Here is a 22604-nt window from a genome sequence, read left to right on the forward strand (position 1 = left end):
GGGCTCACTTCCTATTGAAAATTAACTGGCTGCTGACTCTTCAGAAGCCGTGTGCTCGCCTTTGGCGGACTTTTCCTTCTTAGGTAAAGGCGTGATGTCGAGCAGCACTTCTTCTTTGTCGTCGATGTCCACGCTCAAACGGCCACCCTCGGTAAGGCGGCCAAACAGCAACTCGTCGGCCAAAGCCTTGCGAATCGTGTCTTGGATGAGGCGTTGCATGGGGCGTGCGCCCATGAGCGGATCGAAACCCTTCTTGGCCAAGTGCTTGCGCAGTGCATCACTGAAAGTAACTTCGACTTTCTTCTCAGCCAACTGGCCTTCGAGTTGCAGCAAGAACTTGTCGACCACGCGCATGATGACGTTTTCGTCCAAGGCCTTGAAGCCCACGATGGCATCCAAGCGGTTGCGGAACTCTGGCGTGAACAAGCGCTTGATATCGCCCATTTCGTCGCCCGCAGCGCGAGGGTTAGTAAAGCCAATGGTGGCCTTGTTCATGGTCTCCGCGCCAGCATTGGTCGTCATGATGAGGATGACGTTGCGGAAGTCTGCCTTGCGACCGTTGTTGTCGGTCAAGGTGCCGTGGTCCATCACCTGCAACAGCACGTTGAAGATGTCTGGATGGGCTTTTTCAATCTCATCCAGCAACAACACGCAATGCGGCTTTTTGGTCACGGCTTCGGTCAGCAAACCGCCTTGGTCAAAGCCCACATAGCCGGGAGGCGCGCCAATCAGGCGGCTCACGGCGTGGCGCTCCATGTACTCAGACATGTCAAAACGTACCAAGTCGATGCCCATGATGTAGGCCAACTGCTTGGCCGCTTCGGTCTTGCCCACGCCTGTGGGGCCACTGAACAAGAACGCGCCAATTGGCTTGTCGGCTTTACCCAGACCAGAGCGTGCCATCTTCACCGCAGACGCCAGCACTTCGAGTGCCTTGTCTTGGCCGAACACCACGCTCTTCAAATCGCGCTCGATGGTTTGCAGCTTGCTGCGGTCATCGTTAGATACATTGGCGGGCGGAATGCGCGCAATCTTGGCCACGATGTCTTCAATCTCGGCCTTGCCAATGGTTTTCTTGCGCTTAGACGCCACCAAGATGCGTTGTGCCGCACCGGCTTCGTCGATCACGTCAATCGCCTTGTCTGGCAATTGGCGGTCGTTGATGTACTTGGCGCTCAACTCGGCAGCGGCTTGCAGCGCAGCCACGGCGTACTTGACGTTGTGGTGCTCTTCAAAGCGCGACTTGAGGCCTTTGAGAATGTCCACAGTTTCTGACACTGTCGGCTCGACCACATCCACCTTTTGGAAACGACGGCTCAGGGCTGCGTCTTTCTCAAAAATGCCACGGTACTCTGTAAAGGTCGTTGCACCAATGCACTTGAGCTGGCCGCTCGACAAAGCAGGCTTGAGCAAGTTAGACGCGTCCAGTGTGCCGCCCGAAGCAGCGCCAGCGCCAATCAGCGTGTGGATTTCGTCGATGAACAAAATCGCGTTGGGCTTGCCTTGCAAGCTCTTGATCACGCCCTTCAAGCGTTGCTCGAAGTCGCCACGGTATTTGGTACCTGCCAGCAACGCGCCCATGTCCAGCGAGTACACGATGGCCTCGGACAAGATCTCAGGCACTGCGCCTTGGGTGATGCGCCATGCCAAACCTTCGGCAATCGCGGTTTTACCCACGCCAGCCTCGCCCACCAACAATGGGTTGTTCTTGCGGCGACGGCACAGGATTTGAATCGTGCGTTCCACCTCGTACTCGCGGCCAATCAGCGGGTCGATCTTGCCGTCTTTGGCTGCTTGGTTCAGGTTTTGGGTGAACTGCTCGAGAGGCGAAGCCTTCTCGTTCTTTTCAGACGTTGCACCGCCCTCTTCCTGCTCGGCTTGGTTGGACTCACCGCCTTTGACGGCTTCAGGTGGGTCACTCTTTTTAATGCCGTGGGCAATAAAGTTCACCACATCGAGGCGTGTCACGCCTTGCTGGTGGAGGTAGTACACCGCGTGCGAGTCTTTCTCACCAAAGATGGCAACCAACACGTTTGCGCCAGTCACTTCTTTTTTGCCATTGCCTGTGGACTGCACATGCATGATGGCGCGTTGAATCACGCGCTGAAAACCCAACGTAGGCTGCGTGTCCACCTCTTCGGTGCCCGACACCTGAGGGGTGTTGTCAGCGATGAAGTTAGAGAGCGACTTGCGCAAGTCGTCGATGTTGGCTGAACAAGCGCGCAGAACTTCTGCGGCGCTGGGGTTGTCCAGCAAGGCGAGCAACAAGTGCTCGACGGTGATGAATTCGTGTCGTTGTTGACGGGCCTCGACAAAGGCCATGTGCAAGCTGACTTCAAGTTCTTGGGCGATCATGTGTTTTCCTTCGGTGCTTGCAACTGAGATTCAAATGTATATGGAAACAAAAGCCGTTTATTCAATAGGTCTGTTTGTTTAGTGCAAACGATAGGTATTGTTCTGGGCTGAGGCTTATTCAATCGGCTCTGCCACGCACTGCAGCGGGTGGCCAGACTTGCGGGCGGCGTCCATGACTTGGTCCACCTTGGTGGCGGCCACGTCTTTGCTGTAAACGCCGCACACGCCTTTGCCATCCAAGTGGATTTGCAACATGATTTGCGTGGCCTGTTCGCGGTCTTTGCTGAAAAACTCTTGCAACACCATCACCACAAACTCCATGGGCGTGAAATCGTCATTGAGCATCAGCACCTGAAACATTTGCGGCGGCTTGGTGCGCTGCGTGATGCGCTCTAAAACGACCGATCCGCCATCGTCACGGTCGGGTAGTTGGACTTTTGGTGTTGGTTTTTTAGTTGGCATGAGGTCATTCTATCGGGACCCCAGCGTTAACCCTAGAGAACAATCAGCCAATACACTGATGCCTGTAGGCTTGAATTCGATGAGACCAAAACTCATTACAAGCCAAGCAACGATAGGCAAAACCGTTGACAATTTTTGGCATGTTGCTGCGCACACAAGATGCCGAGTAGGTGCGAATGACTTCAATACCCGCCCTTGCTGACTCCGTAGGCGTTGCCTCCAGAGTGAGTTGAGCGACCAGCCCAGACTTGTAAGGACGAACCTGCGCTGCAGACATGACGCTTCCTACTCAAAAATGATGTTTTTAATTATGATCAAATTCATGAGGAAGTCGGGTTATAGAACTCAAAATGAAATAAATGTCATCTTGGGAGTTCGTTTTTCCAAAAAAGATTTATTCGCCTATTTTTAATTATAAATTACTATTTTTATTTATCAATATATTACATAATAACAATATGAAAACCTGTTTTAATTACATGAAACATCACCTCCATGGCGCGATCAGCAGTCTAAGAAGACTGGCATTGGCTGTCAGTGTCTGCACGATTGGTGCAGCTTTTGCGCAAAACCCCGCCGATCAAAAGACGTCATTTGGTACGGGCTTTGCAGTCTCAGAAAGTCATATCTTGACGGCCTATCACACAGTCAGCGGCAAAGATGCCTTGTGGGTGGGACCTATAGAGGGCAAGTGGGCAAAAGCACAATTGATTAAGAGCTCGACGGAGCTCGATTTAGCACTTTTATCGGCTGAAATTCACGCCAAGCCTGTCTCAATCGCGAATTGGGACGATGTACCTATTGGAGTCGAGGCGTTTGTCATCGGCTACCCCCAACCCACCATTCAAGGCCTGAGTAAGAAGATCACGCAAGGCATTGTCAACGGCACAAGAAGCGACAAAGAAAGCAGCCCGTGGTCCAAGCTATTTCAGCTCAGTGCAGAGGTCAACAAAGGCAACTCAGGCGGCCCCGTTGTCGCAGCTGACGGCAGCGTGATTGGGATGGTGCTCAAGAAAGTGGATGCTCTGAGCTTTGCAGAGAAGTCCCATGACCTCACCGTTAACGTGAACTACGGGCTTAAATCGAAGTTTTTAATCGATTTTTTAAGCAATACAGCTGCGCAAGTTCAGGCAAGGCCACTGGCATTGAAAACGGTTTTAAGGCCCTACCAAGTATTTGCTCAAAGCGAGGGTTCTGTATACGCTGTCATTGGCCGAAGCTCTAAAGATGAGGGCTTGAACGCGCATAAGCCCTAAACCTCTAAATAAGCGTGAGCGCTAAGCCTAACTGCAATAGGGTGCGCAGTGACGCTCACAAAAGAGCTCGCCTACACGCGCATCCACCTTGAGCCCCAGTGCAAGGGCCTCCCTGGCAGTCAGACCACTGCTGTAGGGAAAGGTGTCGGCCATGCGTTCAAACTGCCCCAGTTCAAGTAATGCCTCTTGGTGTGAGCTTGGCGTGATGAACTCTACTTTGTGGCCAGCAAGTGCGGCCTCAATACGCGCACGTGTGCGGGCATAGCGAAACTGATGATGAATGAATACCTTGGGGCCGGGCTTATTTGCTAGCTCAGCAAGAAACGCTCTAGAGAGCTTGGCGGGGTTTGAAAACACCACTTGCTCTTTGCGACGCACCCGAGGCAGCTGCTCAAGCTTAGGGAAATATGCTGGCTTGGTGTAGGTCGCGTACCCTTGATCAATATTGATGAGGGGCTCTGTGTACAGGTGCTGAAGCTCCAGTGGTGACTGCCAAGGGTCACCAATCCAGCCGTCAAAGACCTCTAGCCCAGTGGTCACACTCTGGCCCCCTACCCACTTAAACATTTGACCTGCAGGTTTTGTAGAGAGTGCTTTTAGGCCCACCGTGTCCATCCATCCGCCCAAGTCATACAGCACGTCGATGTTGGCGTCGTGAATGGCTTTGGCAAGCTGCCTTGCAGGCATCTCTTGCACGTCATGCCACTCACTGGCCAAAGCTCTGAACTCCTGAGTAGCCCAGTCATTTTTGTGACCTCTGTTAAAGATCACAATCTCTGAGCCCTTGGCCACGTGACGCCAGCCGTGAATGGTCATGAAGTACACGGGAGACGCATTAAAAAGGGGCGAGATCAAAGCGACTCTGGGCCTTGTCTTGCCCTCAAGCACACCTGCTCGCATCAGTTTGTCGGGATAGCGAACTTGCGGCAGACGCATGTGCTTGGCCGAGAAAGCCTTGATGTGGTTGTTGAGGGTGAGCGTATCCATATCACGGTCGTACAGGCTCGCCATCAAAATAGTTAGCGTCGCGTCAGCTGCATGCGTTGGGTCTTTGAGCAAGGGGCTCACGTAGGCCATGCCCTTCAAAGGCTCGCCAAAGATGTTCATGGCCAAGTCTGCCTTGGCGATCAAGGCCTCGCCCTGCCCTTTAGATATTTGTAGCACGCGGTCAAAACACTGGTCAGCGCGCTCTGGCTCACCCAAGCCCTTGAGCGCGTTACCCATCACCATGCTTGACTGCCAAAGCGTGGGTGAGAGTTGAAGCGCCCTTTGCGCAGAGATAAGTGCACTTTGATGGTGACCTAGTGCGTGACAGGCCAAGGCATGGTTGTGGTGCGCGCCTGGTGAGGTTGGATTGATCCTTGCAGCTTGACCAAAAAGCTCCATTGCAGCTGGCCAGTTTGAGCTTTGCAGTGCTTCTTGTGCTTTGATGAGCAACAGATTGGCGTTATCTGTAGGCAAAGACGAGGCAACAGGCTGGCTTGGAGAAGGTCCAAGTGGCAAGGATGGCGAAGATGGCGATGATGGCAAGGTTGGCATTAATGACTTGAATGGCAGTGATTGCATCAGTGCAAGAGCTTTGTCCCGCCTGGCGTGCCTGGCTCAATCTGCACAGGCTCTGGGGCGTTTTCAATCACAGCGCCACTATTGGGTTGGATTTGCCAGCGCGCATTTTCTGAAATTTTCTCAAGCAAGATCCTCAGCTTTGAGACCATGTCATCGTTGAGTTTTAAGCTCAAAACGCGACCCGCACTCACCTCCATGTGCAACACAACCGATTGTTCCTGCACCTCCATCTTGAGCCCCTTGACCAGCAATGGCTCGGCACCAAGGGGCAGCCTTTGCGCTGGCTGAAACTCTGTGAACTGCGTGCTTTGCTTGGCGGTTTGTTGCTTGAACTCTGCAACGGCTTGGGCCTGCTGGGGTAGCAAATTCACCTCGACTTGGGCCACCTTAACAACAGCCGCTTTCTCGCCCATCGCCAATATCTCAGAGACACGAAAGCGGGTGAGCCACAGCCGATACTCCTCACCCGACAGCGTCGTTAACCTAAAGAGGACCCTGTCCTCTTCAGATACGTAGGTGGCATTGAATTGACGAATACTCATGCTGGAGCGTTCAAGAAAAAAGGCCTCTGAGCTCAGGGCTCATCACGCGTCCACCAAAGCCTTGCGTGGCTCTGGTCTTAAAAAGGCTCTTGTCCTGAGCGTTGGTTGAGGGGCTGGTGTCTTTATCCCAGTCAACTTCTATCGCCACAGAGTTAGGCTCATAGGCGTATTGACGTTGCTCACGCGCGATGAGCGTGAGTTCAGTGTCTGCGTAGTGGCTGTTGTAGCCCTCAAAAAAGAAACTGCCGCCGTAGACTTCTTTCACCCAGTCACGACGCGCCAAGCCAAAGGACGCAAGCTGGCCCTGCCACTTTCCGTCGTTAAAGCCCAAAAGTCCTGCGCTTTTGATATCGAGCGCCCCAACCCCAAGCGAGAGCCAATTTCGGCCGACAAACACATCTTGGGCAAGGTAGGCATAGAAGGTGCTGCTGGAGTTTTGGAAAACTTGGTTGTGAATTTTGACGAGCCCCATGCGAGCGGTGTCTAACACCAACAAAACCAGCCCCTCGGCATTGGCACGCGAAGCCGCCAAAGTTGCGGCCCGTTTACCCATCTCTAGGTCGATGACGGGCAGCACAACCAAAGTCCCAACAACGTTGAGCTCGGAGGCGTAAGCGCCAATCTGCGTGGACTCAATCAGTGCTGTTTTCATGGGTTAAGCGGCTTCATGAAGGTCATTCTAGCTAGCGCAATAGCAACTTTGATCAATTTGAAAGTTCAGCCAAGCGGCGCTTGTTGCAAGAAGAGACCTTGGCAGAGATGAAACATCATTGCCAGGGTCTCTGGTCAACACCTTTTAGCTCTTTGCACCTCCTGTACCTTTTGCAGTGGAAACACTGGCCGCCTCATGATTTCCTAAAGTTTTAGGCTGGCTGGGATTAAGTGGGCTGCTGAGCTCGACAAGCACGGACTGCTCTCTTCGCATCGTGTGAGCCATCTGGGTAAGCTCAAGTCGTTTTCTGTGCTGAGAGTTCTCGACCTTTGCCCAGTCTGCGCGGCACAAGACTTCCATCTCGAACTTCGCACGCAGTCCTCGCAAAATGGCCTCGAAACGATCACGACTAACACCCCAACGGATTTCATATTTGCTGACCTCCTTGTGGTGATCAATAAAGGCCTGCAGGTTAGCCTCTGGCGTAGATTTACCAAAACGTGCCAGCAACTTCTCGCCAAGGGTTTGGTTTGGGTTGATGGCGTTTGGCCCCATGACAACTTTCCACAAATGCGGATACAACGTTCGCGCCTGAAGCACTGCCTGAAGTGAGTGTTTGGACTTCAATGCATGTGCTTCGCTTACCGCGGCACAAAGAATGACCGCCTGCGCCTTACGCCCATCGTCACTTCCAAAGTACCAATCTGGTAACTTGTCGAACTCCAGAGCGAAGAAACCCGCTTGCTTGCCAAATTCACGCCTCGTATCTTGCGTGTACATATGTGACTCAATCATCGCCACCTGCGCTTGTTGAAGCCGCGTTGTCTTGAGTTCGCAATAGACAAAATCGCGGGCCATGAGTTCACCTTGAGTTCCCTCAAGTCCCCACTGCTCAACCAGCGACGCTCTCAATGCCTCAAGCTCATCCGGATCTTCGCCCTCGAGCAAGCTGTTGGAATAAAGGCCGACCTTGATTGCGTTTCGGCTCGATACGTTTTTCCCCTGCTGGGTGCGGGGACCACCATTTGGATTAGTCATTTATAGACTCCTTATGACGATCAAAACACGCAGTACAAAACTGCGACGTAACCTCGTCGAGGGAGTCATGGCGTGAAAGTGCAACAAATCTGCGCAACGCCAAACCCCCTCGTCGAGGGTGAGTTGCCCTAAGGCAACTCGGCTTTGGTTGTGGTGGGGTCAACCGACGCAGACTGTTTTGTTTGTCAGGAAGCTGAATCCTGAACCAGTGGCTCTATGCTGGTTTTTATGCAAACGCGTTTCCCACCAAGGAAATCACAAACTGTCGGTTTGCATAATGAGCAAGGCGGAGCCGATGCACTTGCTCAATGGGGCTAATTTTATTTGGTTAAAAAAATTTGTCAAATAGGTTGGATTTGTGCCCACCCAAGGCCTACAGCCTTGCTTTTTCAGTGCTAACTAAATACCGCTTGGTCGGAACCTAACCCCTGCCCCGTTTTCTGGCGTCCCAATAAACTCAACTCCAGCTGATTCCAATGTGGTTTTTATTGCGTGCAGAGTTTTTGCATTACTGGAAGGAACCCCTTCAGTTAGTTCCAAGCGCCTGATAGTAGCCACACCAACGCCAGAACTTGTTGCTAATTGGTCAGCGGACCACCTAAGAAGCGCTCTGGCAGCGCGAATTTGACTACTTGATATCACTTTAATATCATTTGTGATATGATTAATATCATCATGGAGTTTATACAAGCTGATGATATCTCCCAACTCAACAAAACAGGAGTAACGAATGACAAATGATGTGAAAACAACCAGACACCAAGGAATAGGCGGATCTGATGTAGCAGCCCTACTTGGCATGAGCCCCTACAAGACTCCACTGGAGCTCTGGGCAGAAAAGGTCGGACATCCGGGAGTGGCAGAAAAAGACGAACTGCACCTGAGGTTTGGAAAGTATCTAGAGCCATTCGTTGTTGAGGAATTTGAAAAACAAACTGGGTTTAAAGCAGTCGAGCACAGCGATGCTGTCTTTCACGCAGAACACCACTTCATGTATGGGCACATTGATCGCTTTGTTGTCAATGAAGCATGGGAGCCAGCTGTTGTGGAAGGCTCCGTCGTAGCTAAGAGCCTACTCGAGTGCAAAACAGCCTCTGCTTACAGCAAGGATGAATGGGGTCCTGCTGGAACTGACCAAGTCCCAAGAGCGTATCTGCTGCAGTGCATCTGGTACATGGCCATCACAGGCTGTTCAACAGCTCACATCGCAGTGTTGATTGGCAACGCTGACTTTAGGACCTATCAAATCAATCGTGACGAAAAACTTGAAGCATTGGTCATCGAACAAGCAAAACGTTTTTGGTATGAGCACGTCATCGCTGGTGTGCCACCCAAGCCAAAGAATGTTGACGACGTAAAGATGCTCTATCCCGCAGAAAAACCAGATCACAGCGTTGAAGCTACACCAGACCTGCTTGCGTCATTGAATCAATTGCGCCAAACACAAGAGGAATCAAAACTTCTAGACGCAAAAACAGAAACTATCAAGACGCAGATCATGAACGCAATGGCAGACGCAGAGAAGCTCACATTCAATGGACAACTTCTAGCCACATGGAAGTCTGCGAAACCGACAAATCGAATCGACACCAACGTGCTGAAAAAGCAATTTCCAGACATTGCCTCTCAGTGCATGGTCACAGCCCCAGCCCAACGTCGTTTTTTGATGAAAGACTAATTAAATGAAAACACCAAATAAATCCGTTTCATCTAGCAGCAGACGTAAAAGCACTGCGGCACTGAACCAACAGCTGGGAATACCTCTCGGTACTGTTGAAATAGTTAGCTGCGCAATACGTGAATCAGGCCTGACATACGACGCATACGTGCGAACTATTACAGCCTCTGCTTTAAGTGACTTAGAGGTGTGGTCTCAGTCAGATTTAGAAAGATTGTTGTTGGAGGCACAAACACACAGACTCAACCCGCTCAATAGAGAAATTTTTATGCTCAGCAATGCAGCTGGTAGCCCGCCCTTGATTGCAGTTGGCGTAGACGGGTGGGCAAAAATCATGAATGCACACCCCCAGTTCGCAGGCATGATGTTTTGTGAATCTCCCGAGCAAAGTAATGGAATTCCACTTTGGATTGAATGCGAGATTCATCGCCATGACAGAGTGGTGCCCTTAAAGGTACGTGAGTACTTTGAAGAATCACGAAGCGAGCACCTCGCATGGATAACTCACCCGAGGCGCATGCTCAGACACAAATGCATGGTTCAGTGTGCACGTCTAGCTTTTGGACTGTCTGGGATATGTGACTCAGACGAAGCGCTGCGAATCAAAGAGTCTAAAAGAACAAGCAACTCAACACTTCATAAGGCGCGACACGTCACGCCCAAGGGCATTGCCGCGCTTGCTCAAAGCCTTGAGGGGGTTAGCCAATCACCTTAGATGCAACGCCAGACAAAATGCTCTTAACGTCGGTGGTCGACTTCAGATCAAGGCCCTGATCCAGCTCAGGTATGGATAGCCCAGGCCAGCGGGTATTTGGCAAAAGCTTGCGAGCTCTTGTGTCAAATGCCCAAAGCGCAGAACCATGGCCATGGTCTGTTCCATTGCTTGCGTTGGCCTTGACTCTACGACCAAACTCGCTCACCACCAAGAAAGTGGCGTTATGTCCACTTGCACTAATGTCATCAAACAAAGCTCGCAAGTTTGTGGACCACTGCCTGATTAGGTTATTGATTCGACCGCTCTGATTCTCATGCGTGTCCCAACCTCCAAAGTCAAGGCATGCGACTTGCAAGCCTAGATCCATTTTTATGAGCTGCGCAACAGTCTGTGTGGCGTTTAACCATTCGCCATTTTCATTGTTGTATTTGACGGATGGCGGCGGTGAATAGGCTTGAACACGTCCATCCACCCGAGCAAGCTTTGACTCGATGGTTCCTAGCTGACCCAACACGCTTTGCCCAACCTGAAGTAGCTCATCATTACCCTCACCACTTGCACCGTACATGGCCTCAAGAACTCTGCGCCCTTGATCGTCCCACGGCAGAGATACTGACTGCCTGAGCTCTCCCGCAAGATTGAGTGAGTTACGAACACCCGCGAGTGCCCTCACCTGCCCACTACTTGTACCGATAGCGCCAAGTTTGAGCTCTTTTGGAACAAAAGAAGAAAGCCATCCGGGCGCCGCACTCAAAGCCCTTGATGCGGCAGACTCCAAGATTTCTTGCGCCTCAAAGTGCGACCTCGTTGCATTAAGAAGACCACAAGCATGAAGCACTTGACCTCTTGAGCTTTGAAATAGATCCAACAACGGGGCACAAGCGGGATGCAAACGCCAGTCTGCATCACTTAACGGGCTTGGTAGCTTTAATCCAGACTTGTCACCTTCGCCCAAAACCCTCAACTCTGGAGGTCTTGCTTGGACATAGTTTTTATCATCGACAGGTGCAACCATATTCAGGCTGTCTGCACCCCCTCTTAAGAAAATAACTACCAAAGTGCTGCTGCTTGAGCGGTTTACTGCAAAGCTCAAATTGGTCAGGGCGCTGCCTGCCAAAGGGGCAAATGAAAGCGCTTGCAGTATTTCACGTCGACGAATGGTCATGATCAATCCCTTTGATTATTTCCATTGGAATTGAGGACTCATTGCAAGATAAGCCAAAGTGCGGCGTATGCCATTCCACTCGTCTTGTGACTGACTCAATAAGCCCGTAGTGACCTCCAGCTTTTGGGCCCCTCTGACTTGCCGCAAACTTACCTGAGAAGACTCACCCAGCAATCGTTTTGAAAGCGCCTCTAGCAGCCCCTCATGGGTCGCGCTAAAGCCAGAAACGTTGAGTAACTTCTCTGTTCCGACGAAGCCTGTGCCCCACCAGTTGTCAAGCAATCCAACTGGTAAGAACCAACGCTGACGAATCGCATGAGAGGTCAGCCAATAGCTGTTCACATCAGGATGCCCGTCAGGAGTTGGCCAATAGTAAAGTCTCTGTCCAGCGTTTGAGATCTGATTCACCAAACCTTGACTTGGAGCCAACTCGAGGTCAAGTTTTCTCATAAAGCTAATGGCGAGCTCAAGGGGGCGTTTTAGCTTTTTATGCTTTGCACTCTTGAGCCCAGTCTGAAGCTCCTCTGAGAGCAAGATGTGCTCGAGCACATGAGCAATCTGCTGGGAACTTTTTGCATTTGCCATCCATACCTTGGCTGCAGAGGCGACGAGCTGGGCTGGAGGTTGGTCGCTCACAAAACGACGGCAGAACTTTTCGCAAATGTATTGGGCCGTGCCTGAGTGATTGGACAACATATCCAGTACACGCTGACCATCTGCCATTGCTGCTTGATAAGGTTCGAACTCCTGGGCCAAGACTCTTTTTTGGTAGGGGTCGTGCCATGCATCAAGGTAGGTAAATTTGCCAGTGCTAGGCAGACTTAAGCCAGAGCCAATCCCTCTTCCGTCTTCCACAGTCCAGCCAGTAAAGGCCCTTGCTGCCTCGTACACATCTTGATCGATATAGCCACTGGGTTTTCCTTGAAGTGCACCAGGTACCTCACGCCAACGGCTATAAAGATCATTCAAATAATTGGTGCGTCCAAGCGTGTGCAACTCGAACAACTCACGCGCGAAATTCTCATTCGGGGCCCCAGTTTTAGAGCTGCGGTTGTTTAAGTAAACGAGCATTGGCGTGCTCTTCGCAACCTTCGTGAGCAACTCTTGAAAATTACCCAGAGCAAGTCGCCTAAGGTCTGCGTCAAATTCGGGCATTCCTACGGCTACTGAAATGTCTCCGGCGTGAACATTAAAGTGGTTCTGCCAAAAATCCACCATGAGCTCGCGAAGCTGCCACTGGCTGTAGCGAGCATGCAAAAGCTTAGAGGCCGTTGCCTCTGCGACAGGCCTTGTTCGCTCCTGATAGGCTATTTTTCGCTTGTTATCGGTCAGAGGCCAAAGCTGCTCAGTGCTTTGATTCAATAAGCTCAGTGAGCGATTTTCGTTTAGCGCCTCAAATTCAGGCGCGCTAGCTGTACTGGCTGAATAGCTGATTCTCAATACCGCCTTGTCCAAGGCTGACCCAAGGGACGGATCATCCCTAGTTGGATTCAACTGCTTTTGGATCCAACGACTTGGTCCAAGGCGTGAAAAATCTTGTACCTCTGATTGGTTAGCCCCAAACGTAATTCGCTCAAGCAGTGAGTTGCTCATAGATTAAGCTTAATCAAATTAGCAAATTGATGAGCCGCTAATCACTGTTAACAAAAATTACAGCTCAGCCAAACAAGACTTCTGTCGGCGTTATTGTGCGAAGATTTTTTTCGCACCAATCCTTACCGTTGGTCTGGCTAAAGTAAAGATTGCGGTAGTTAACCCAGCAAGCTGCGAGCCAAGCTGACTTAGTTCTGTGAGCCACGTCTTTCATCTCACGAAGCAATTTCAAATGCACATTCAATTCACGTTCACGTTCTGGCAGTGCAACCTTGTATGACTTCAAAGCTTGACCCTCAGTTCGCATGAAAGTCACGAAAAGACGCTCCACGATGAATGGCACATAGGTGGCTCCAGCATGAAGGCCTTTGTCGTCTGCAACTTTGGAGTGAATCAAATCACGCACAGCCGGAGCCATGCGCTTGTCTGCTGTTACCAAGACTCGTTTAACAAACGGGATAAATTTTTCCCAAAACTTTGGTGAAGCGACAAAGTAATTGGCAGCAGAAAAACTGGTCGAGGGCTCGATTTCTTTGAGTTCTTTGGTATCTAGGCCAGCTGCATTAAAGAACGCATTGACGAGCTCCAAGAACTGAGGATGCGAGACTTCGCCTTGCAACCACATGTTGTGATACAGGGCCTCGTTGTAGGGGTGTGGATTGCAAAAATAAACGTCGTAGCCAGGGTGATCCACAATTTGTTTGACCAGCTCTGCGCCAGACATGCCTGTTTTCTCACCAAAACGCCAAGATAGTGCTCCCCATAGACTGGCACCTTGTGTTGCAGCATTTTTTTCGAGTTGTTCAAAGACATTGAACTCCATCAACTCAGAACTGCTGCGACTGTTGTCTAGTGGATAAAACGCCGGGTCCAACAATTCTCGCTGCCACCCCTCGAAATAAATCTGAAAAACTCTAATCGGTGAATTTAAAGCTCGGGGGGGTTGCTTAGCTAAATTTGATTCAAGCTTGGCATCAACTGCAGGAGTCTCAGTCTTAGACTCAGCCACAGCCTTAGAAGGCTTTGACTTAACAGCTGAAAGTACGCCTTTCTTTGATGGTTCTAGCTGTTTTAATTCCCCCGATTGCGGCTCCACAGCTGCAGGTGTATCTACTTTTCTTACTTCAGCAGCCACAGTTGCGACAACTGGTACAGCCACGGCAGAAGTTGTAGGTAGCTCTTTTTTAGGTGTAGATTTTGAAGATCTTGTTTTTTTAGTAGCCAAGTTGATACTCCGAAGATGTCATCTATCAAGTTTAATCGTAAGTTGATAAATATTTTTATTCAAAAAATCAACAAGCGATTAGTCTGACCCGAACAAGTCCCTTGTGTAAACCTTCTCGACTACATCATCCAAGTCAGCTGTTTGACGATTCGCCACAATCAAATCAGCCTGCTTCTTAAAATCGTTAAGGTCATTTACGACAGCTGAGTTGTAGAAATGGGGTTCGTGCAGCACAGGCTCGTACACGATCACCTCAATGCCCTTGGCCTTGAGGCGCTTCATGATGCCCTGCACGCTGCTGGCGCGGAAGTTATCGCTGCCCGCCTTCATCACCAAGCGGTAAATACCCACCACCTTAGGCTTGCGCTTCATGATGTCAAACGCCACAAAGTCTTTGCGCGTGCTGTTGGCGTCCACGATGGCGCGCATCAAGTTTTGCGGAATGTCGGCGTAGTTAGCCAGCATTTGCTTGGTGTCTTTGGGGAGGCAGTAGCCACCGTAGCCAAATGAGGGGTTGTTGTAGTGGTTGCCAATGCGTGGGTCTAAGCACACCCCAACAATCACTTGGCGCGAATCCAAACCCATTGAAGACGCATAGCTGTCTAGTTCGTTGAAATACGCCACCCGCATGGCTAGGTAAGTGTTGGCAAACAGCTTGATGGCTTCAGCCTCGGTGCTGTCGGTTAGAAGCACGGGCATGTCTTTTTTAATCGCGCCTTCAATCAACAGATCGGCAAAAGCTTGGCCCTTGTCAGAACGCTCACCCACCACAATGCGGCTGGGGTGTAAGTTGTCTTGCAAGGCACGGCCCTCACGCAAAAACTCGGGAGAAAAAATAATGTTATGCGTCATGTGCTTCAAACGCATGCGCTCGGTAAACCCAACTGGAATGGTGGACTTGATCACCATCGTCGCCTGTGGGTTGATAGCCAACACATCGGCAATCACACTTTCAACTGACTTGGTGTTGAAGTAGTTGGTCTCTGCGTCGTAGTCGGTCGGTGTGGCAATGATCACAAAGCTCGCGCCCTTGTAGGCCTCTTCTTTGTTGAGCGTGGCTTTGAAGTTAAGCGGCTTGTTGCGCAGATAATCTTCCATCTCTGCGTCTTCAATGGGTAGCTCTTTGCGGTTGAGCTGGTCTACCTTGGCAGCCACCACATCGAGCGCCACCACCTCATGGTGCTGCGCCAACAAAATGCCGTTGGACAAACCTACATAACCTGTACCTGCAATTGCGATTTTCATACTGAAGTTGTTTTGAAAAATTGAAACCAAAAATAAATCATGCTTGCCAGCAGCCCGCCAGCAAACATCAAACTGCGTGCATTCGCCACCGACACCCGAGGCCTGCGGCGCACTACAAGCAAAATTCTGTGCGCACACAAGGCCGTTAGCAACAACGCTGCAAACAAATCGAGTGAATGTGCATCCATGTCACGATTATCATCGTTAGATGCATTCATCTTCCAAAGGTTTCAACCTCATCGGCTACGCCACCTCGCCCATGGGTCTGGGCGAAGACTTGCGGTCGTTCGCGGCCATGCTTGACCACCTAGAAATTCCGTTTTCCGTGATCGACATCCCCACCGATGTACAAGGCCAAGTCAGCGTGCAATGGCAACACATGACCACGCACGACTACGACACCAGTGTGTTCTTTATGTCGGCCATGGAGTGCCAAAACCTCGCCCGCGTTCACCCTCAGCTCTTTAGCCAACCCAAACGCAAAATTGGCTACTTCTTGTGGGAACTGCCCGACTTCCCTAGCCAACACACCGCCGCGCTCAAACTGGTAGACCACATCTGGTGCCCCACCCGCTTTGTGCAGCAGGCCTTCTTTGCCAAATCACGCCAGCTCACGCTGTCGCTGCCCTTGCCTGTGGTGCAGCATGCGCCCACGGGCCGCAACTTTCGCAAAGAGCTCAAAGTACCGGCCAAGGCCTTTGTGTCGCTCTACATGTTTGACCTGCACTCCACCCTCACCCGCAAAAACCCACATGCGGTGCTGCGCGTGTTCTTGGAGTTTGCAAACAGCCACCCCGAAGCCTATCTGTTCTTAAAAATCAGCCGCTGGCAAAACATGGGCACCAAAGCCTTGGGCTGGATACCTAAGCACCCGCGTATCAAACTCATCAAAGACACCCTCAGCCCAGGCGAGCTGACCGACCTTTACAACAGCGCCAACTGCTACCTGTCGCTGCACCGCAGCGAAGGCTTTGGTCGCACGCTGGTAGAAGCCCTGCAAAACGGCCTGCATGTGGTCAGCACCGATTTCTCGGGCCCGCAAGACTACCTCACCCCGCAAAACGCCCTGCTTGTTAACTGGCAGCGTGCCGACGTGGGCCCCAAAGACTACCCCCACTTGACTGAGCCCAGCTGGTGGGCCGACCCCGACGAACGAAGCGCCGTTCAACAGCTTGAACAGGCCTACGAGCGCGCAAAAAAAGGGCCCAATACTCAGGGCCAAAACGACGGTGCACAGTTCATGCACGAAGCCTTGGCCTCTAAATACAGGCCCATTTTGAAAACGTACTTACGTTAATTTATCGCTGGCTCACCAAATGGCCACTCACAAACTTGTGCAACAAACTTGCTGCAAAAGTTTGGTACGGAATACCTTCTTCCAGCGCTCGTGCTTGCAAACTTTTTAAATCGCGGCTCGAGATGCGAATGTTTAAGCGTTGGTCTTTTTTAAACGTGGCGTCTGCAGCTGCGCGGTGCGCTTTGATTTGCTTATTCACATCAGCCACTGGCTTTAGAGTACCGGCCTCTAAGTTCTGCAAAATTTCCAACTCTTCTTCATCGTACTTCGGTTCAGCTTTTGTTTTGCTTTTCATCACTCGCTCCTGTACTGCTTGGTTGCCTTGCGGCTTGGGATGATCGTTTTTAGAAAAATCTCTGTGTCTGTTTCCAAATATGGCACTGCATACACATAGTCATCAACCTGCACCATCGAAATTCTCTGCCCCGGGTACTTCTCTTGATTCGGATGCTCCAGCACATCCAACTCATTTCCAGAACCAATTTCAAACACGATTTGTTCAAAAGAAATACCGCGTTCTTTTATCAGCAACTGATTCTTATCTGAATTCCAGTTGTAAATCTTGGCGCTGTTCATGTGTGCATTTTATGCACACAAATAAAAAAGCGCAACACCGAAATGTCGCGCTTTGCAAAAAGTAAATGCCGCTTAAACCGCTGGCTGCCCTTGCTCTGCTGGAGCTGCACCTTCAGCAGCAGCTGCTTGCTTGCGCTCATCCAAGATCTTTTTAGCCACTGCCAGCACCAGTTGCGACTTGGGGCCTTGGTCTAAAAACTCTTTCGATGCCAAAAAGTCCACCAGCAGCGCTGCGGACGCTACGCCCACGCGGGGGTCAACCACTTCCATCGACTCGGGCACGCGGCCTAAGAAGATTTTGTAGGCGGCAATCACGTCTTCGCGTGTGGCCTTCATCGTGTCCATCTGACCCAACACCTCGGGCTCAGCGGCTGGCGCGGCATCAGACGCCGGTAAAGCTGGCGCAGCCTCTGCGGCCACAGCAACAACAGGCGCAACAGCAACAGCCGCTGGTGCTTCTGGTTCAGCCTGAACAACGGCCCGAGCCACAGCCACAGGCGCTGCATCTGCCACAGGTTCCGCAGCTACTGCAAAAACCGGCTCAGCCACCACAGGTGCAGGCGCTGGCTCAGGGGCCGGTGCAACTGGTGCAACAGCCTCCGGCGCAGCCTGCCCTTTAGCAGCCGCCTCTGCAGCCGCTTGCGCAGCCAAGGCCTCGTCAAACGTCATCGGTGCGGGCTTGGCCACTGGCGTGGGTACTTTGGCCTCTACATCCTCGATGACAGGCTTTTTCTTCAAACCAAAAAAATTAAACACCATCTGCATCCTCGGTTGACAGCTCTAACACCTGAAACGCCAGCTTACGCTTATCGGTCGATGCTTTGTCGTGCTTGGCGGGTACAAAACCTTGGCTGGTTTCTACCGTCCACATCATGCAGCCGCTTTGCATGATTTCGGGTATTTCAAAGCGCAGCACAAAGTCGTCTGGCACATCCAGCACGCTGCGTTGCACTTTGCCGCTGGGCGTTAGCACCTTCAGGCGCAGCTTGCCTGGCTCTGGCCACGGCGCATTGCAGCGCACCAGCACGGCTGCAGTGGGCTTGCCTTGCCAGCGGTACTTGATGGTCAGTTGCTTGTTGGCCCATGCATCGGGCTGCACGGTAGCAAACAGCTCGGGCGTGGCTAGGCGCAGGCGCCAGTCAACCTTCAGGCGCTCTATCAGCCCTTTCAGCACTTCTGGCTTTAGGTAGGCGCTGGCCTCTTTCAAAAACGCTTCCAGCTGCTTAACCAGCGGCAGCGCATCTGGCCCCAGCGGGTAGCTGGCGCACATTTCGTCCACATGCGTCCAAAACCAATGCTCGGGCACTGTGCCTAGCTCTTTGGCCACCACACGCATGCCGTCTAGCGCCACTTGGCGGCGCAGGCGCTGCGTCATGCAGGCTGCATGCAAGCGCGAAAACGCCTGCACGCGACGCACCATGCCTATTTGGCGTGGGTAGCGCTTGAAAAAACGAACAAACAAATCAAAGTCAAACGCGGTTTTGATGCTGGCATCTAGCTCGCCCACTTGGGTCAGCGCCTCGCGGCGCATGAACACCGTGGGCTGGCAAATAAAGCTGCCATCGGCAAACACATCCAGCGGAGTAGACGGCGGCTTGGTGGGGTAATTGGCCAACACCTCGCCCGCCACATTGATGTGTTGGCCTTGGCCGTACACCATTTGGTGCTTAGGGTGCTTTTCAAAATGCGCCATAGCACGGGCCACGGCCCCTTGGGTGTACATGTCGTCTGAGTTAAGCCAACCCACCACATCACCATGCGCTTGGGCTATGGCGTGGTTCAGCGCTTCGGCGGCTCCGCCGTCTTGCTGGCTAGACCAGCGCAAGCGCTCGCCATACTCCGCCTGTAGCTGCATCAGCAGCTCTAGCGACCCGTCGGTAGACATGCCATCAGCCACGATCAGCTCAACGTGCGGGTAGTCTTGTTCTAAAACACTACGAACTGCAGTCTCTAAAAACTGCACTTGGTTGAGCGATGGCATCACCACCGACACCAAGGGCGCTGCAGATGTTTTGTTACTCATGGCAATCAAGCTCTTCCGTACAAATCTTCAAACCGAACAATGTCGTCCTCACCCAGGTAAGAGCCAGACTGCACCTCTATCAAATGCAACGGCACTTTGCCAGGGTTTTCTAGCGAATGCGTCACACCCACAGGGATGTATACCGACTCGTTTTCTGTGACTAGTTTTACCTCGTCCCCTAATCGAACCGATGCCGTACCCGACACCACCACCCAATGCTCGGCGCGATGATGGTGCATTTGCAACGACAGCTTGGCCCCGGGCTTGACGGTGATGCGTTTGACTTGAAAGCGCCCACCACTGTCCACACTGTCGTAGCTGCCCCATGGCCTAAACACCTCGCGGTGCAGGTCTACCTCGGGGCGCTTTTGAGCCTTCAGGCGGTCTACCACCTTCTTCACATCTTGGGCTTTGTCTTTGTGGGCCACCAGCACGGCATCGGTGGTTTCGACCACCACCAAGTCGTCCACACCGATCAGAGCCACTAGGCGGCTGTCGGCATGCACATAGCTGTTGGTTGCGCCTTCTAGCAGCACGTCACCTCGGGTGGCGTTGCCTTGGGCGTCTTGCGGCAGCACCTGCCACACGGCAGACCATGCGCCCACATCGTTCCAGCCTGCATCAAGCGGCACGACCACGGCTTTGCTGGTTTTCTCCATCACGGCGTAGTCCACGCTGTCGGATGGGCTGCTGGCAAATGCTTCTTTGTCCAAGCGCACAAACTCTAGGTCTTTTTGTGCCTTGGTCCATGCGGCTTGGCAGGCTTGAAGCATGGCGGGGTTGGCCTTGCCAAGCTCTTCTAAAAACACCGAAGCCTTGAACATGAACATGCCACTGTTCCAGGTGTAGCTACCGTCTTTAAGGTAGGCCTGTGCGGTGGCAAGGTCGGGCTTTTCTACAAACTGCTGCACGGGCACGGCGGCATTGGCGTCTAGCGCTTGACTGGCTTTGACATAGCCATAGCCTGTTTCGGCATGCGTGGGCACGATACCAAACGTCACCAACGCCCCACCTTCTGCCGCCTTTAGGCCTACGCGCACGGCGTGGTGAAAAGCAGGCACATTGGCAAACACATGGTCTGATGGCAACACCAGCAGCACGGGGTCAGCCCCGTTGGCTTGGGCGGCCAGTGCAGCGGCTGCAATGGCGGGCGCGGTGTTGCGTGCCATGGGCTCTAGCACGATGCTGTGCGGCTCTACACCCGCTTCGCGGCATTGCTCGCCCACCAAAAAGCGGTGGTCGTTGTTGGCCACCACGATGGGCCGCATGGCATCGGCCGTGATGCCCTGCAAACGCTTCAGCGTGAGCTGAAACAACGAAGCATCTTCGGTTACACCCAAAAACTGTTTGGGGCGCATTGCGCGTGACAGAGGCCACAAGCGTGAGCCAGTGCCGCCAGACAAAATCACAGGTACTAATTGCGTCATGCGTAGTTCTTTAAAAAGTCTTGGTACGCAAGCTGTATGCCATCGGCCAAAGCCACTTTGGCACGCCAGCCTTGGGCGGCGGCGGCTGACACATCTAGCAGCTTGCGCGGTGTGCCGTCGGGCTTGGTGCTGTCAAACACAATGCGCCCTTCAAAGCCCACCACTTTCATCACTTGCTCAGCCAGTTCTCGGATGGTCACATCCACACCCGTGCCAATGTTGAGCAAAGGGCCGTGATAGCCCGCTGTCATCAGCTGCACGCAGGCGTCGGCTAGGTCGTCTACATACAAAAACTCGCGCATGGGCTTACCGCTGCCCCACACCACGTATTCGGCATCGCCGCGCAGCTTGGCTTCGTGGGCTTTGCGTATCAGCGCGGGCAACACATGGCTGTTTTGCAAGTCGTAGTTGTCACCTGGGCCATACAGGTTGGTCGGCATCACGCTGGTGTAGCGTGTGCCGTATTGGGCGTTAAAGCTCTCGCACAGCTTGATGCCCGCAATCTTGGCCAAGGCATAAGGCTCGTTGGTTTGCTCTAGCGGGCCTGTGAGCAAATATTCTTCTTTAATGGGCTGCGGGCAGTCACGCGGGTAAATGCAGCTAGAGCCCAAAAACATCAAGTCGTTAATGCCTGCAGCATGCGCGCCCTGAATTAGGTTGGCCTCCATCATCAGGTTTTGGTAGATGAAGTCGGCACGGTAGGTGTTGTTGGCATGAATGCCGCCCACCTTGGCCGCTGCGATAAACAAATAGTCGGGCCTTTCGGCTTTGAGAAAAGCCTCTACCTCGGTTTGTTGCGTCAGGTCTAGCTCGGCGTGTGTGCGGGTGATGATGTGCTGATAACCATCCGCCTTTAAGCGCCGCACGATGGCCGAACCCACCATACCACGATGGCCAGCTACGTAAATTTTGGCGTCAAACGTCATGCAAAATACCTGTAATTAGCAATTGGATGCAGATTTAAAATCCATGAATAGATTAAATTCATTTGAAAAGTCTTTCATCGAAAAATCAGGCGAATCGATAAAGCCTTTTGATTGAACATGCTTCGCATAATTAAAATACTCCTCAGTTGATATATCTCGACCTAAGAATATTAGTCTGCCATCTGAAAAATTCAAACCCAACTTATTTCTAATAGAATTATTAATCAACCGGTAGCGATTACCATTAATCGAATTAGCTAGCATCGGCTTTAATTTATCAGATATGTTTAATTGCCTTAAAATTTCTTGACAAATATATAAAAAGAAAACTGGCATTGGATGCCAATGATCTGAAAAAGTACGCTCATTTTTATAAATTGATTCAAACAAAGGAGCTATTTTTATCGAAGAATATTGATCAATCTCTCGAAATTTGTTCAACTCGGAGAAAAAATTAGCATCGATTAAATCATCATCTACTTGATAATTCATGTAATCAGAAAAAGAAAGATCGAGCCCAAATTCATCTACTGGAAACCAGAACCAGTTGTTTTTTCTATGATTTTGCGATGTAACAGGCCAAAAACCATCAAATCGCCAAAACTCAGTAGAAATATGCAATGCATTTTTTTTTAAATTTTCGGATATAAATGAATTTTTAAAATAATCAATATTTTTTACATTTTGAGAAATCACCAAATCTGCATTACTAAGCAATGAAAGGTAATTCTCAGGTGGCTGGGTGTAAGTTGAAACAATAGAGAAATCATATTCATCAATAAAAATTTGAGATTGCGACAAATGTCTTTGCAACTCGCTTACAAAACAATTAGCAATTAATAAGCAACTTTTTTTCATAAAAA

Annotated in this window: 22 protein-coding genes; 4 read left to right on the forward strand and 18 right to left on the reverse strand. The window is 51.4% G+C overall.

The annotated features are described in order from the left end of the window. Window positions 1-21: 21 nt before the first annotated feature. Together clpA and clpS are read right to left on the reverse strand one after the other, a co-directional pair. Window positions 22-2355, reverse strand: a complete 2334-nt coding sequence (gene clpA, locus B9Z35_RS06040) for an ATP-dependent Clp protease ATP-binding subunit ClpA (RefSeq protein WP_108282705.1) — start codon at window positions 2353-2355, stop codon at window positions 22-24. Window positions 2356-2469: 114 nt separating this feature from the next. Further along, complete coding sequence (gene clpS, locus B9Z35_RS06045; protein WP_108282706.1) at window positions 2470-2817, reverse strand: ATP-dependent Clp protease adapter ClpS; 348 nt, start codon at window positions 2815-2817, stop codon at window positions 2470-2472. 359 nt (window positions 2818-3176) lie between these two features. Here clpS and B9Z35_RS06050 point away from each other — a divergent pair, with 359 nt between their 5' ends. After that, the gene (locus B9Z35_RS06050) at window positions 3177-4073 is read left to right on the forward strand and encodes a serine protease (RefSeq protein ID WP_108282707.1); all 897 of its coding nucleotides are present in this window, start codon (window positions 3177-3179) and stop codon (window positions 4071-4073) included. A 27-nt stretch (window positions 4074-4100) separates the two neighbouring features. On the opposite strand, the gene B9Z35_RS06055 is transcribed toward B9Z35_RS06050, so the two are convergent. From B9Z35_RS06055 to B9Z35_RS06070, 4 genes are all read right to left on the reverse strand, one after another. After that, complete coding sequence (locus tag B9Z35_RS06055) at window positions 4101-5639, reverse strand: hypothetical protein (protein ID WP_108282708.1); 1539 nt, start codon at window positions 5637-5639, stop codon at window positions 4101-4103. Next, complete coding sequence (locus B9Z35_RS06060; protein WP_146178957.1) at window positions 5639-6181, reverse strand: hypothetical protein; 543 nt, start codon at window positions 6179-6181, stop codon at window positions 5639-5641. Before B9Z35_RS06060 ends, B9Z35_RS06055 begins: the two co-directional genes overlap by 1 nt. Before the next feature lie 10 nt (window positions 6182-6191). Next, window positions 6192-6833, reverse strand: a complete 642-nt coding sequence (locus B9Z35_RS06065; RefSeq protein ID WP_108282710.1) for a hypothetical protein — start codon at window positions 6831-6833, stop codon at window positions 6192-6194. Between the two features lie 144 nt (window positions 6834-6977). Continuing rightward, entirely contained in the window at window positions 6978-7871 is an 894-nt protein-coding gene (locus B9Z35_RS06070; protein WP_108282711.1) for a hypothetical protein, read from the reverse strand. Window positions 7872-8601: 730 nt separating this feature from the next. Here B9Z35_RS06070 and B9Z35_RS06080 point away from each other — a divergent pair. Then, on the forward strand, window positions 8602-9549 hold the full coding sequence (locus B9Z35_RS06080) for a YqaJ viral recombinase family protein (RefSeq protein WP_108282712.1): 948 nt from the start codon (window positions 8602-8604) through the stop codon (window positions 9547-9549). Between the two features lie 4 nt (window positions 9550-9553). Next, window positions 9554-10264, forward strand: coding sequence for a recombinase RecT (locus B9Z35_RS13155; RefSeq protein WP_108282713.1), 711 nt, complete (start codon window positions 9554-9556; stop codon window positions 10262-10264). Here B9Z35_RS13155 and B9Z35_RS06090 read toward each other — a convergent pair. The 5 genes from B9Z35_RS06090 to B9Z35_RS06110 all read right to left on the reverse strand — a co-directional run bounded on the left by B9Z35_RS06090 (window position 10248) and on the right by B9Z35_RS06110 (window position 15680). Further along, a complete protein-coding gene (locus B9Z35_RS06090; RefSeq protein WP_108282714.1) occupies window positions 10248-11429 on the reverse strand; it encodes a DUF1501 domain-containing protein in 1182 nt (393 codons plus the stop codon). The genes B9Z35_RS13155 and B9Z35_RS06090 overlap by 17 nt on opposite strands. Window positions 11430-11444: 15 nt before the next feature. Beyond that, window positions 11445-13022 (reverse strand): DUF1800 domain-containing protein, encoded by a 1578-nt coding sequence (locus tag B9Z35_RS06095; RefSeq protein WP_108282715.1) that lies wholly within the window; start codon window positions 13020-13022, stop codon window positions 11445-11447. 64 nt (window positions 13023-13086) lie between these two features. Next, a complete protein-coding gene (locus tag B9Z35_RS06100; RefSeq protein ID WP_146178958.1) occupies window positions 13087-14247 on the reverse strand; it encodes a hypothetical protein in 1161 nt (386 codons plus the stop codon). A 78-nt stretch (window positions 14248-14325) separates the two neighbouring features. Further along, the gene (locus B9Z35_RS06105; RefSeq protein ID WP_108282717.1) at window positions 14326-15492 is read right to left on the reverse strand and encodes a nucleotide sugar dehydrogenase; all 1167 of its coding nucleotides are present in this window, start codon (window positions 15490-15492) and stop codon (window positions 14326-14328) included. Further along, window positions 15489-15680 carry a hypothetical protein gene (locus B9Z35_RS06110; protein WP_108282718.1) on the reverse strand — a complete coding sequence of 64 codons (192 nt, stop codon included), beginning with the start codon at window positions 15678-15680 and terminating at the stop codon, window positions 15489-15491. Before B9Z35_RS06110 ends, B9Z35_RS06105 begins: the two co-directional genes overlap by 4 nt. A gap of 20 nt (window positions 15681-15700) precedes the next feature. On the opposite strand from B9Z35_RS06110, the gene B9Z35_RS06115 reads away from it, so the two are divergent. After that, window positions 15701-16789 (forward strand): glycosyltransferase, encoded by a 1089-nt coding sequence (locus tag B9Z35_RS06115; RefSeq protein WP_108282719.1) that lies wholly within the window; start codon window positions 15701-15703, stop codon window positions 16787-16789. A gap of 1 nt (window position 16790) precedes the next feature. Here the strand turns inward: B9Z35_RS06115 and B9Z35_RS06120 are convergent, their stop codons facing one another. The 7 genes from B9Z35_RS06120 to B9Z35_RS12910 all read right to left on the reverse strand — a co-directional run bounded on the left by B9Z35_RS06120 (window position 16791) and on the right by B9Z35_RS12910 (window position 22599). Beyond that, window positions 16791-17084, reverse strand: a complete 294-nt coding sequence (locus B9Z35_RS06120; RefSeq protein ID WP_108282720.1) for an antitoxin — start codon at window positions 17082-17084, stop codon at window positions 16791-16793. Then, entirely contained in the window at window positions 17084-17365 is a 282-nt protein-coding gene (locus tag B9Z35_RS06125) for a BrnT family toxin (RefSeq protein WP_108282721.1), read from the reverse strand. The genes B9Z35_RS06120 and B9Z35_RS06125 overlap by 1 nt, the downstream gene beginning before the upstream one ends. A 72-nt stretch (window positions 17366-17437) precedes the next feature. Next, window positions 17438-18124 (reverse strand): hypothetical protein, encoded by a 687-nt coding sequence (locus B9Z35_RS06130; protein ID WP_108282722.1) that lies wholly within the window; start codon window positions 18122-18124, stop codon window positions 17438-17440. Beyond that, on the reverse strand, window positions 18114-19388 hold the full coding sequence (locus tag B9Z35_RS06135) for a glycosyltransferase family 2 protein (RefSeq protein WP_146178959.1): 1275 nt from the start codon (window positions 19386-19388) through the stop codon (window positions 18114-18116). The genes B9Z35_RS06130 and B9Z35_RS06135 overlap by 11 nt, the downstream gene beginning before the upstream one ends. Window positions 19389-19393: 5 nt before the next feature. Continuing rightward, window positions 19394-20815: a mannose-1-phosphate guanylyltransferase/mannose-6-phosphate isomerase gene (locus tag B9Z35_RS06140; protein WP_108282724.1), complete on the reverse strand. Its 1422-nt coding sequence runs from the start codon at window positions 20813-20815 to the stop codon at window positions 19394-19396. After that, a complete protein-coding gene (locus B9Z35_RS06145) occupies window positions 20812-21741 on the reverse strand; it encodes a GDP-L-fucose synthase (RefSeq protein ID WP_108282725.1) in 930 nt (309 codons plus the stop codon). The genes B9Z35_RS06140 and B9Z35_RS06145 overlap by 4 nt, the downstream gene beginning before the upstream one ends. Window positions 21742-21756: 15 nt before the next feature. Further along, the gene (locus B9Z35_RS12910; protein WP_146178960.1) at window positions 21757-22599 is read right to left on the reverse strand and encodes a WcbI family polysaccharide biosynthesis putative acetyltransferase; all 843 of its coding nucleotides are present in this window, start codon (window positions 22597-22599) and stop codon (window positions 21757-21759) included. Window positions 22600-22604: the final 5 nt, after the last annotated feature.

The sequence above is a fragment of the Limnohabitans sp. Jir61 genome, assembly GCF_003063545.1.
Classification (GTDB): Bacteria; Pseudomonadota; Gammaproteobacteria; order Burkholderiales; family Burkholderiaceae_C; genus Limnohabitans.